Below are 12,358 nucleotides of genomic sequence, written 5' to 3' on the forward strand. Positions count from 1 at the left end.
CTCCGGGGTGTATTTGACGGGCATGTGAGAGTTTCCTTTTCCAATTTCCTACCCTCCATTAAACCCGGGGCGAACCAGCCCTATAATTATACCCTCATTGTGCCCGCCAAAGGCCGTCAGGCACCACCCCACTGGTAGTCTCCGTCGCAGGCACCAGACTGCCAAACACGCGCCGCAATTTCAACGCGGTTCCGAGCTCCCAACCTACTACTAATATGTTCGAGGTGCGTTTTTACCGTCGACATAGATATATACAGTTCTGATGCGATTTCCTGATTTGTCCTTCCCTGGGCGACAAGTTTAGCCACAGTCAGTTCACGTGGACTTAGTCCTAAGTCGAGAGCTCCTCCATTCGGTTTTTCCCTCCGTTGCAGAATCCCCCTAATCAACTCCGGGCTTATCAAACATTGCGAACGAGCGCCCGCCCGGACTGATTCAATTAAAAGGTTCGTCCCGCAATTCTTAAGCAAGAATCCTCTTGCCCCGTATTCCAAGGCTGAGTCGACATAATTATCGAAACCGAAGGTAGTGAGCATAATAATATTTGTTTTGTCCGCAGCCTTACGGCAGACTTCCAAACCTCCTGCCCCAGGCATCTCAATATCAATTAAGGAAACGTCAGGTCGCTCCACCTCAATGGAGCTCAAGGCCTCGAACCCATCACAGGCCTGCGCGACCACCTCGATATTCGGTTCCGCTGACAAGATTAGCGAGACGCCTGTCCGGACCAAATGCTGGTCATCTGCCACAAGAACGCGTATCACTTTCGCCCCTTGGGAAGATAAGCAGTTAATATCCATTTAGAGCCACCATTATCCAAGACGGGACCGGAATGCACTTTTCCTCCAACAGAATCTGCACGGTGCACCATAGTCTTTTGACCACGGCCTGTACTAAAAATGGCTTTATCGATTGTACGGCCCTCGTTTAGTACACTGTTTTCATATAGGGGATTGGCTAGGAAGATATCTATATCCCCCAGGTCGTTGACCCTTATCCTTAAGACAATTCCCCGGCCAACGGGCGATTGAGAGCCATATTTATTAAGATTGCTGAATGCCTCTTTGAGTATTCTCGTGCAGACATGGATACACCGCGGATCTAGTATTTCGGGATCGACTTCCAAACCGCCAATATCTGCCTCTGCCGCAGGATACTTATTCAGGAATCCAAAAACGAGTGTTTTTAATTCGGCTAAGCTACCACTTTTCTTTAAATCTCTTTTAGCAGGGGCGTCGACGGCATCCTGGATAGCGGACAGGGCGCGTAAGCCCGACTCCTCTAATTCCTGCAAACTATTTAATCCTGGTTCTTTTCCTTCGAAAGTATGCCGCAGCGCTTGAATCATTATCACCATCCCACTTAGTTCATTAGCGGCCACGTCGTGTAGTTCGTCGCCCACTTCGCGCAAAGCACGATCCCGAGAACGTTCGGATTCCATACGAAGGGAAAGCCCCACAGCGGCCGCCGCGGATGTCAAAAACCCGAAAATTACGATAATCCAGGCATCAGAGCTTTCCCTAGTAGAAATCCCAAGTGGACCAAGACAGCAAACCGCCGAATAGGAAAACGAAATAAGATGTAACTTATGCTGTTTATATATCTGGACGGTTAAAAAAATTAGCATCCATGTACTAATGCCAGCCCACTGAAAGGGGGTGAAGAATAAGAGAACTGAAATCCCTGCAGTGGCAACAAGAATAGCTACAGCGGTGGGTTTCTCGCACCACCCATAATACGCTACAACACCTATGAAAATTGCAAGTACTACGTCGACAATCCACGGCACCGGATTATTCACATACAAGGCGTCCAGCACAGTAAACTGCACGAAAGCTATGAAAATAGCCGGCGGCAGCGCAAGAAAAAGAATCCCTTTCTTAAAGTCCACAATTCACCTAGCACACTTTATAATATCGTCCCCTTTAATTAAGAAGAGGGATACAGGAAGCAAGGGCACTAGCAGTTTAAGCCCCAAGCGTGTCGACCCCTGGTTAAGCAAGGGAGGCAGCTCATAGCGTTATCTGTTTTACGGTAGCTTAAATACTACGACTTCAACATAACGAGAAATCGAGCTGGTTACTAAAAAATAATCAGCGCGTCATAAAAAATCAAATAATCCGCTAGTAAACCGATCATCGGTCGGTCTATTAGCGGATTACCAACGCTTTCACCGAGTAAACCCAAAACCACGACTTACGGGTAGTCTAGTGCATCGACTACGGCGCGCAGTGGGTTTACTTACCGGCTAGCTTGTCGCGCAGCTTAGCGAGCTGCTCATCGGAAGCAAGGGAGCCAGCCTCTTCTGCCGGAGCCTCAGATGCCGGAGCTGCATCTGCGGACTCGGAGGAGTAGTTTGAGGACTCGCCGGCCTCGGCTGCCTCGGCGGCAGCGGCACGGTGACGCTCGATCTGAGCGGAGTGCAGCTGGAAGCGGCGCTCGGACTCGGCGTAGCGGGCCTCCCAGGCCTGACGCTGCTCGTCGAAGCCTTCCTTCCACTCGTTGGTCTCCGGGTCGAAGCCCTCGGGGAAGACGTAGTTGCCCTGCTCGTCGTAGGAGTCGGCCATGCCGTACTTGGACGGGTCGAACTCGTCGGTGTAGTCCTCGTCAGCCTGCTTGACCGACAGGGAGATGCGGCGACGCTCGAGGTCGATGTCGATGACCTTGACCATGACCTCTTCGCCGACGGTGACGACCTGGTCCGGAACATCCACGTGGCGCTGAGCCAGCTCGGAGATGTGAACCAGGCCTTCGATGCCCTCCTCGACGCGGACGAAGGCGCCGAACGGAACCAGCTTGGTGACCTTGCCCGGGACGATCTGGCCCACAGCGTGGGTGCGGGCGAAGACGCGCCACGGATCTTCCTGGGTTGCCTTCAGGGACAGGGACACGCGCTCGCGGTCCAGGTCGACGTCGAGAACCTCGACGGTGACCTCGTCGCCCACGGTGACGACCTCGGACGGGTGGTCGATGTGCTTCCAGGACAGCTCAGAGACGTGAACCAGGCCGTCGACACCGCCGAGATCGACGAAGGCGCCGAAGTTGACGATGGAGGAGACAACGCCCTTGCGGACCTGACCCTTCTGCAGCTGGTGTAGGAACTCGGAGCGGACCGCGGACTGGGTCTGCTCGAGGTATGCACGGCGGGACATGACAACGTTGTTGCGTTGCTTGTCCAGCTCGATGATCTGGGCCTCCAGCTCCTGGCCGATGTACGGCTCCAGGTCGCGGACGCGGCGCATCTCGACCAGGGAAGCCGGCAGGAAGCCGCGCAGCCCGATGTCGAGGATGAGGCCGCCCTTGACGACCTCGATGACGGTACCGGTGACAGGCTCTTCCTTGGCCTGCAGCTCTTCGATGGCGCCCCAAGCACGCTCGTACTGAGCGCGCTTCTTGGATAGAATCAGGCGGCCTTCCTTGTCCTCCTTGGTGAGGACCAGAGCGTCGATCTCGTCGCCGACCTCGACGACCTCATCCGGGTCGACGTCGTGCTTGATGGACAGCTCACGGGAAGGGATAACGCCCTCGGTCTTGTACCCGATGTCGAGCAGCACCTCGTCGTGGTCAACCTTGACGACGGTACCGGCAACGATGTCACCATCGTTGAAGTACTTGATGGTCGCGTCAACGGCTGCGAGGAAGTCCTCAGCGGTTCCGATGTCGTTGATCGCAACCTGAGGGGTGTTAGAAGATGGCATGCGTAAAAATGCTCCGAAATAACGTAGGAAATCGAATTTGGACATTCGCACGTCTCTTGCGCCGCCGCATTAATGCTGCTGAGAGTATTGATGAACGGTTAGACGCAATCCCGCCCCAAGCGCCATTTGGCTTTCCTACCAGAGCCGAACGAGCGCTTGAGAGCATAGACGCACCTGCTACACACTACATCCGTGCAGCTACTTGCGCAAATACCGGCGGTTTTCTTCTAAGGTGGAAGGCTATGTGGACCGAAAGAATTGCCGTACTGCTCCGCCGCGCCGTCGCCTGGTGGATCGACGCCTTCGCGGTCGCCGCAGTCTTAGTGCTGCTCCGAGGGCTTATCAACCTCATGTTTTCCGAGCCGCTGACCGGCCCGGCGGCCGAGACCTACAACGTCGTCGGCTTGGGTCTAGGCTTTTTCGCCTACCGCGTGGTGGTCGAGGGACGCTACCGCACCAGCCTGGGCAAGTGGTCGCTGGGACTACAGGTCTACGAGGGCGCCCGCGGCTATACCGGCGCGGCGATCCGCAACAGCTGGGTGCTGCTAACCATGCTGGCCGCCATCGGCCCGGCCATCCTCGACGAACTCATCATCGGCCTGGTCGCGCTCAGCGTCCTGCTGCTGGGCCGCCACCCCGGCGACTTCGCCGCCCAGGCCCGCGTCGACCGGCGCCTGGATCCCTTTGACCCCATGGAGGAGGTTTAGAAGAGGTCTAAAGGAAATGGCCTATACCCCGCGCCAGCGGAGGTTGGTTGACTAGTGCGCGGCGGCGTCCCAGTTGGTGCCGGCCCCGGCCGAGACCTCCAGCGGCACGCGCAGGCTAATGGCCGAATCCATCTCCTTTTCCAGGATTGCGCGCACTTCGTCGAGCTCGCCGGGGGCGATTTCGACGACCAATTCGTCGTGGACCTGCAGCAGGACGCGGGACTTTTTGCCCTGGAGTGCGGCATCGACGCGGATCATCGCGACCTTGATGATGTCGGCCGCGGTGCCCTGGATGGGGGCGTTGAGGGCGGCGCGCTCGGCGTTCTCACGGGCCAGACGGTTGTCGCTGGCCAGCTCCGGCAGGTAGCGCCGGCGCCCGAAGATGGTCGAGGTATAGCCGTCCTTGCGGGCAGTATCGACCACCTCGTCCAGGTAGGTCTTGACCCCGCCGAAGCGCTCGAAGTAGCTTTCCATGATGTCCTTGGCCTCCTTCGGGCTGATGCCCAGCTGCTGGGAGAGCCCGAAGGCGGACAGGCCGTAGACCAGGCCGTAGGACATCGCCTTGACGCGGCGGCGCAGCTCGGAGGTGACCTGGTCGACCGGGACATCGAAAACTTTGGAGCCGACATAGTTGTGCAGGTCTTCGCCCGCCTGGTAGGCCTGGATGAGCCCCGGGTCCTGGGACAGGTGGGCCATCACGCGCATCTCAATCTGGGAGTAGTCCGCGGTCAGCAGGGTCTCGAAGCCCTCGCCCACCACGAAGCCCGAGCGGATCCTGCGCCCGGCCGGGGTGCGCACCGGGATGTTCTGCAGGTTCGGATCCGCCGAAGACAGCCGGCCCGTCGAGGCCACCGTCTGGTTGAAGGTGGTGTGGATGCGCCCGTCCGGCTGGACCGTCTTGATAAGTCCCTCCAGCGTGGACTTGAGCTTCTGGTACTCGCGGTGGGCCAGAAGGTGGTCCAGGAACGGGTGCGGGTGGTTGGCCGCCAGGGCCTCGATCTCCTTGGCCGCGGTTGAATAGCCGGTCTTAGTCTTCTTCGTCTTCGGCAGGTCGAAGGTATCAAACAGCACCGCCTGCAGCTGCTTCGGCGAGTTCAAGTTCAGCGAGGGGTCGCCCGCCAGCTCGCGCGCGGCGTCCTCCTGCTCCTTGACCTGGGCGACGAAGGCCTCCAGCTGGGCGTCCAGCGTGTCGATATCGACGGCGATGCCGGTGGCCTCCATCCGCGCCAGGATGGAAATCAGCGGCATCTCCAGGTCTGTGTACAGCTGGAAGGAGTCGATGTCGTGCAGCTGTCGGGTCAGCTCCGCGGCCAGCTCCATGATCGCGGCCGCGGAATCCACCAGGGAGGTCTCATCCAAAAGGCTCAGCTGGTCGCTAGCCGCCCCCAGAGTCTTGTGTAGGTGGCGCTGGTAAACGTCCGGCAGCTCGTAGGTACGCTGGCCCGGGCGCAGCAGGTAGGCCGCCACCGCGGTGTCGTGGGCGATGCCCGCCAACTCAATGCCGCGCCCCAACAGCATGTGGTAGACCGCCTTGGCCTCGTGCAGGTACTTGGGGCAGTCGGCGTCGGCAAGCCATACGGCCAGGGCCTTGTCATCGGCCGCGTCGAGTTCGGCCAGCTCGACCTGCAGGCCGTGGTAGTCGGTGTCGACGAAGGCCATCGCGGCGGCATCGCCCTGCCCGGGCCGCCCGTCGCCCTGGACGAAGACGGCCACGTGCCCACGCCCCGGAAGCCAGTCCGCCAGCTTCTCACTAACGATGCTCACTTCCGGCACCTGCGCATCCTCGTCCTGCGAGGCGGCCTCACCGCCGTCGTTCGGGATGGCCTTGAGGACACGATCGCGCAGGTTGGTGCCGAATTCGAGGTCGTCGAAGTGATCGGCGACCTCGCTGACGACCGCGCCCTTAAAGGCCAGGTCAGCCGGGCCAACCTCTAAGTCCATGTCCGTAATCATCTGGGTCAGCTCGCGGTTGAGCTGGACCTGCTCCACACGATCCCTAAAGTTCTGGCCGGCCACGCCCTTAATATCATCGGCGTGGGCGACCAGCTCGTCGAGGCTGCCGTACTGGGTAATCCACTTGGTCGCCGTCTTCTCCCCGACCTTCGGGATGCCGGGCAGGTTATCGGACGGATCGCCGCGGAGCGCCGCGAAATCCGGGTACTGCCGCGGGGTCAGACCGTATTTCTCCTCCACGGCCTCCGGGGTGAACCGGTGCAGGTTGCTCACCCCGCGCATAGGATAGAGCACCGTCGTGGACTCGTTGACCAGCTGCAGGTAGTCGCGGTCGCCGGTGACGATATAGGTATCGAAGTCCTGCGCCACCGTAGCCTCGGTGGCCAGGGTCGCCAGGATGTCGTCGGCCTCGAAGTTCTCCCGCGACAGCGTCGTAATGCCCAGGGTGGTCAGCACCTCGCGGATGATGTCCACCTGGCCCTTGAATTCCTCCGGCGCCGCCTCGCGCTGGGCCTTATACTCCGGGAACTTCTCGGTCCGGAAGGTCTTGCGCCCCACGTCGAAGGCCACGGCCATCTTGTCAGGGCGTTCCTCGCTCACGATGCTCGACAGCATCGACAAGAACCCATAGACCGCGTTGGTGTGCTGGCCACCCGAGGTGGAGAAATTTTCTGCCGGCAGCGCGTAGAAAGCGCGGAAGGCCATAGAGTGTCCGTCGATGAGCAGAAGGCGTTGTTTGGAATCAGTCACGGCTCCCTAGTCTAGGCAATAGGCGCCCCGCCGCGTGGGTCAGCGTTCGATTTCTCTTCCCCGCTCCCAATGCGCTAGTATTTCCCCAGTGCGGCCATGCCCGCGCGCCCCTGTAGCCCAATTGGCAGAGGCAACGGATTCAAAACCCGTCCAGTGTGAGTTCGAGTCTCACCAGGGGCACCACTACCAGCGGAACCACTTCGCACCCAACGCGAGAACCCCGTTTAGTGTCAAAAAGTGTCAAAAATAATTCGCACAAAAACCGGCCAGGGCAAACGGCTCGGCCGGTTTTTTGATCGGGGATAGAGGCTGGGCGAGGTAGAGAACGAATCTCGCGTTCCGGCGCGGTAATTTCTTAAATGCGGTCGAATATTATACATTTGAGGGGTAACTATTCATCCGCACGTTTCCCAAAGGACCACACGACTATGGTTGTGCCTGCACCAGGCAAAGTCACCGCCGCGCGCCGCGCCCGCCGGGCTACGGTCGCCGCAGTGACGATAGCCACGTTGGGCTTGAGCGGCTGCGTGACCAACGTAGAAAAATCCACGCCCGACGGGTGGGAACCCATCCGCGCCGACAAGGTCGACGAGATCGCCGCAATGTATGACGATGATGACGGTGTGCTCAGCATCGGTGTCAACCCGCCCTTCGCCCCTTTCCAGCTCAAGGACGCCGACGGCCAGATCGTCGGCCTGGAGATGGATCTCGCCCACGCCGTCGCTGATGTGCTGGGGCTCGATTTCCGCATCGAGGAGCAAGACTTCGCCATGATCCTGCCGGCCGTCCAGTCCGGCCAGATTGACATGGGTGTCTCCGGCTTTACCGATACCCCGGACCGCCGCGAGAACTTCGACTTCGTCGACACCCTCTACGCCGGCATCCAGTGGACCAAGCGCACGGACTCCTCCAAGGAGATCGACCCACACAACCCCTGCGGCTTGACCGTGGCCGTCCAGCGCACCACCGTCTCCGACACCGACGACGTCCGCCCCAAGGCGGAAGCCTGCGACGGCGACATGCAGGTCTTGGCCTACGACACCGCCGACAACGCCGCGCTCGCGGTGCTCATGGGGCGGGCCGATGCCCTCTCGGCCGACTCCCCCGCCGCCGGCTGGGCCGTCAACCGCGCCGACGGCCGCCTGGAGCTAGTCGGCGGCATCTCCCAGGCCGCCCCTTACGGGATGGCCGTCCCCAGGGGGTCGGAACTAGGCCCCGCCGCAGCGGCCGCGCTGCAGCACCTCATCGACAACGGGCAATATGCCGAAATCCTCGCGCAGTGGGGCGTCGAAGACGGGCTCGTCGACGAGGCTCTTATCAACGAAAGGCCAGTGAAATGACACAGGATACCCCCTCCACTCCCCCGGAAATCCACGCGAAACCGCTGCGCCACCCGTGGCGCTGGGCTTTCGCCGCCCTACTGCTCGTGCTGGCCGCTTGGTTCGTCATCGCCGCCGCCAACAACGAGGCCTACGGCTGGTCGACGTACTTCAGCTACCTGCTGGATACGCGCATCGCCATCGCCTCGCTGCACACCATTGCGATCACCATCCTGGCGATGGTAATCGGCGTCGTCGGCGGCGCGGTCTTGGCCATCCTACGCATGTCCCCCAACCCGGTGCTACGCGCGGTTTCTTGGGTCTTCCTCTGGGTCTTCCGCGGCACCCCGATCTACGTGCAGTTGGTCTTCTGGGGCCTGCTCAGCGCCATCTACCAGTCCATCAACCTGGGCTTTGCGGAAATCTCCCTCGATGAACTTTTGTCCAACGCGTTCTTCTTGGCCGTTATCGGCCTGGGGCTTAACGAGGCCGCCTACATGGCCGAAATCGTGCGCTCCGGCATCAACTCCGTGGGCGAGGGCCAGCGAGAGGCATCGAAGGCGCTGGGGCTGAGCTGGTGGCAGACCATGTACCGCACGGTCATGCCGCAGGCCATGCGCATCATCATCCCGCCGACCGGCAACGAGTTCATCTCCCTGCTCAAGACATCCTCCCTGGTCGTGGCCATCCCGTACACCCACGAGATTTTCGGCCGTGCCACGGACATCTCCGCCGCGCTCTTCGAGCCGATCCCGCTGATGATGGTTGCAGCCACCTGGTACCTGGTCATCACTTCGCTGTTGATGATCGGCCAGCACTACCTCGAGCGCTACTTCGACCGCGGCGCCACCCGCGAACTGACCGCCCGCCAACTGGCCGCGCTCGCCGATGCCGAAGGCGTCATTCCCAACAATGTCAACGTCGTCCAGGAGGCCCCGCGCAATGAACGCTAAAGATACCCGCCAGCCCATGGTGCAAGCGCAGCAGATCCACAAGAAGTTCGGCTCCCTGCAGGTTCTACGCGGCATCGACCTGGAGGTCCAGCACGGCGAGGTTGTCTGCCTCCTGGGGCCGTCCGGCTCCGGCAAGTCGACCTTCCTGCGCTGCATCAACCACCTAGAAACCATCGATGCCGGCCGCCTCTACGTCGACGGCGACCTCATCGGCTACAAGGAGCGCAACGGCGTCCTCTACGAAATCTCCGAGAAGGAAGCTGCCGCCCAGCGCGCCGACATCGGCATGGTCTTCCAGAACTTTAACCTGTTCAGCCACCGGACGGTTCTCGAAAACGTCGTTGAGGCCCCCATCCACGTCAAGAAAGTCGACCCCGAGGCCGCCAAGCAACGCGCCATGGAGTTGCTCGACCAGGTCGGGCTGGCATCGAAAGCCAACGCCTACCCGGTCCAGCTCTCCGGCGGCCAGCAGCAGCGCGTGGCCATCGCCCGCGCCGTGGCCATGGACCCGAAGCTGATGCTCTTCGACGAGCCGACCTCCGCGCTTGACCCCGAGCTCGTCGGCGAGGTCCTGCGCGTGATGAAGGAGTTGGCCGCCGACGGCATGACGATGCTCGTGGTCACCCACGAAATCGGCTTCGCCCGCGAGGTCGCCGACAAAATCGTCTTCATGGCCGACGGCCGCGTGGTCGAGGCCGGCCCGCCGAGCCAGGTCATCGACAACCCGCAGCAGCCGCGTACGCAGGAGTTCCTGTCTTCACTGCTCTAAGCGCCGGAGTGGCGCGACCACCGCGGGTTTAGTTGCCGCTAGGCTGGAAAGAATGAATCATTTTGCCAATGCAATCCGCGGTGGGCTCATCGGCTCCGCCGAGCTGGTCCCCGGCATCTCCGGGGGCACAGTTGCCCTCATCGTAGGCATCTACGAGCGGGCCCTCCACAACGCCGACAAGATCCTCAAAGCCCGCTTCAAGGAAGTCGAGTGGGGCTTCATCATCGCCGTAGCCGCCGGCATGCTCGCCGCGGTCTTCGGCCTCTCGTCCGTCATGTCCAGCTTCGTCGAGGGGCATGTGTCCCTGTCGAAGGCCCTCTTCCTGGGCATGGTCGCCGTCTCCATCATCGTGCCGGTGTCCATGATGGACAAGGCCGACCGCTTCAAGGCCCCCTCCCTCATCGCCTTCGTGGTAGCCGCCGTGCTCATTTTCTTCATCACCGGCTTTACCTCCGCCCCGCATGAGGACCCGTCGCTGGTCGTCGTCTTCTTTGCCGCCGCCATCGCCGTCTGCGCCCTGGTGCTGCCGGGCGTGTCCGGTTCCCTCATCCTGCTGACGATGGGCCTCTACCAGCCAATCATCGGCGCCGTCAGCGACCGCGAGATAGGCACCGTCGCCGTCTTCGCCTTGGGCGCCTTGTGCGGCTTGGCCGCCTTCGTCAAGGTGCTCAACTACCTGCTGGACAACCACCACTCCATAACCCTGGCCGCGATGGCCGGCTTCATGCTGGGCTCGCTGCGTGCCCTGTGGCCCTGGGGCGAGAGCCAGGACGCCGGCTCCCCGGCCATCCTCGGCATGATTGTCCTCGGCGTGGCCATTGTCTCCGCGTTCATCTACTTGGACAACCGCAAGGCCAAATCCTACCAGTAGCTTCGAGCCCACGATGCCCCTTCCAGTTGCAGGCTGGCAGGGGCTCTTTTAGTGTGTGGGGCATGAGATCGGGGGATTGTTTTTCTAGGTTTGTGGCTGCCGTGACCCAGCCTGGCATTGAGATCGTGGAGGGTGCTTGGCACGCCGACTGGGATGCCGAGCGCGCGGCCGCTGGCTCCGGTCGTGACGAGCTGGAGCGTCTCTTCGACCTGGCCGGGGTATTCTTCGGCCCGGTCAGGCAGGCCCGCCGCCAGCGTCGGGTGCGCGCGAATGCCGCCCGCCACGGCCACTGCCTGCCCGTGCTCGACGTGTTGCGTGGGGTACTGCGGCGGGTGAAAAACACAAACGATGCCTGGCGCATCATGGAGGAGTTATCTGCCCAGCCGGTTGATGCCAAGGCAATGGCCGCCACGGCCCGCCGCAAAATTCAGGAGGCCCGGCCTGCCCTGACGCCGCAGCCGGGGGTGATCTACCGCCGTTCGGCGGAGGGGTTGTGGTCGATGCGTCTTATCGCCGATGCTGGCCTCGTCGCCGATATCAAAGCTCAAGTTCGCACCGTCGAGGATGCGCGCGCGGTTTTCACCAGCGGCGACGGGGAAGGTGCCGGGGCCGGTGATGGTGTCGGTGCCGGCGGTAGGTGCCGCGGCGGGGTGCGTGCGTTGGTTACCACTAATGTGGTGCTCAACCTCAAGGATTTCGGGCACTTGGTTGGTGGCAAGGATGCCGCGGATATTACCGTGCAGCTGACCAACGGCGCGGTGATTAGTGGTGCGGAGTTGGTGACTCGGGCGTTTGAGCAGGTTGGCTACGTTGGGGTTTTCGATCCGGTGGTCGGCCCGGTTAATTGTTACCGGGATGTGCGTTTGGCCTCGTGGAAGCAGCGGCGCTTGGCGTTGATGGAGCATCCGGTGTGTGCGTGGCCGGAGTGTTTGGCTGGTGCGGATGAGTGCCAGGTTCATCATTTGGAGTCGTGGGACTCGGGTGGTCCGACGAACGCGGCGAACCTGGCGACGTTGTGCCCGCACCATAACGGTGCCAATGAGGATGGGCCGGGCCCGGCGCAGGCTAGGGGCCGGATGGCTAGGGTCGGCGGCCGGGTGGTGTGGATACCACCCGAACGCGTGCCGGCCTAGTCCGCCGGCGGCCGATCTGGTGGCAGACGCGCAGCAAACACCAGGAACACGCGAGTAGGCGTCCACGGTTGAAAACCGTGAACGCCCATTCGGCGTGCCTACTCGGCGCGCCTAGACGGTGGGCCAAGGTAGCGAACTTTGATCGTGAGCCTAGGGCGCGCACCTAGGCTGAGTGTTTAAGTTGCGCCGGTGAATCGCGCGCCAA

At 61.3% G+C, this 12,358-nt stretch carries 10 protein-coding genes and 1 tRNA gene; 7 read left to right on the forward strand and 4 right to left on the reverse strand.

The genetic code is table 11. The features are described 5' to 3' along the window. Window positions 1-116: 116 nt before the first annotated feature. The 3 genes from QQS52_RS00005 to rpsA form a co-directional block, all read right to left on the reverse strand. Entirely contained in the window at window positions 117-800 is a 684-nt protein-coding gene (locus QQS52_RS00005) for a response regulator (protein ID WP_472771995.1), read from the reverse strand. After that, a complete protein-coding gene (locus tag QQS52_RS00010; RefSeq protein ID WP_472771996.1) occupies window positions 761-1,891 on the reverse strand; it encodes a sensor histidine kinase in 1,131 nt (376 codons plus the stop codon). Before QQS52_RS00010 ends, QQS52_RS00005 begins: the two co-directional genes overlap by 40 nt. A 346-nt stretch (window positions 1,892-2,237) precedes the next feature. After that, window positions 2,238-3,698 (reverse strand): 30S ribosomal protein S1, encoded by a 1,461-nt coding sequence (gene rpsA / locus QQS52_RS00015; protein ID WP_472771997.1) that lies wholly within the window; start codon window positions 3,696-3,698, stop codon window positions 2,238-2,240. A 242-nt stretch (window positions 3,699-3,940) separates the two neighbouring features. Here rpsA and QQS52_RS00020 point away from each other — a divergent pair, with 242 nt between their 5' ends. After that, window positions 3,941-4,405: an RDD family protein gene (locus QQS52_RS00020; protein WP_472771998.1), complete on the forward strand. Its 465-nt coding sequence runs from the start codon at window positions 3,941-3,943 to the stop codon at window positions 4,403-4,405. Between the two features lie 51 nt (window positions 4,406-4,456). Here QQS52_RS00020 and polA read toward each other — a convergent pair whose 3' ends face one another. Further along, window positions 4,457-7,063: a DNA polymerase I gene (polA, locus tag QQS52_RS00025; RefSeq protein WP_472772266.1), complete on the reverse strand. Its 2,607-nt coding sequence runs from the start codon at window positions 7,061-7,063 to the stop codon at window positions 4,457-4,459. A gap of 151 nt (window positions 7,064-7,214) precedes the next feature. Here polA and QQS52_RS00030 point away from each other — a divergent pair. The 6 genes from QQS52_RS00030 (at window position 7,215) to QQS52_RS00055 (ending at window position 12,153) form a co-directional block, all read left to right on the forward strand. Beyond that, window positions 7,215-7,291 (forward strand) — tRNA-Leu (locus QQS52_RS00030). Window positions 7,292-7,536: 245 nt separating this feature from the next. Further along, window positions 7,537-8,448, forward strand: coding sequence for an ABC transporter substrate-binding protein (locus tag QQS52_RS00035; RefSeq protein ID WP_472771999.1), 912 nt, complete (start codon window positions 7,537-7,539; stop codon window positions 8,446-8,448). Further along, on the forward strand, window positions 8,445-9,380 hold the full coding sequence (locus QQS52_RS00040) for an amino acid ABC transporter permease (RefSeq protein WP_472772000.1): 936 nt from the start codon (window positions 8,445-8,447) through the stop codon (window positions 9,378-9,380). The genes QQS52_RS00035 and QQS52_RS00040 overlap by 4 nt, the downstream gene beginning before the upstream one ends. Beyond that, window positions 9,370-10,149, forward strand: coding sequence for an amino acid ABC transporter ATP-binding protein (locus QQS52_RS00045; protein ID WP_070769304.1), 780 nt, complete (start codon window positions 9,370-9,372; stop codon window positions 10,147-10,149). The genes QQS52_RS00040 and QQS52_RS00045 overlap by 11 nt, the downstream gene beginning before the upstream one ends. Before the next feature lie 52 nt (window positions 10,150-10,201). After that, a complete protein-coding gene (locus QQS52_RS00050) occupies window positions 10,202-11,020 on the forward strand; it encodes a DUF368 domain-containing protein (protein ID WP_472772001.1) in 819 nt (272 codons plus the stop codon). Between the two features lie 101 nt (window positions 11,021-11,121). Next, window positions 11,122-12,153 (forward strand): HNH endonuclease signature motif containing protein, encoded by a 1,032-nt coding sequence (locus QQS52_RS00055; protein WP_472772002.1) that lies wholly within the window; start codon window positions 11,122-11,124, stop codon window positions 12,151-12,153. The last annotated feature ends 205 nt before the right edge of the window (window positions 12,154-12,358 follow it).

Source organism: Corynebacterium sp. 1103A (assembly GCF_055700955.1).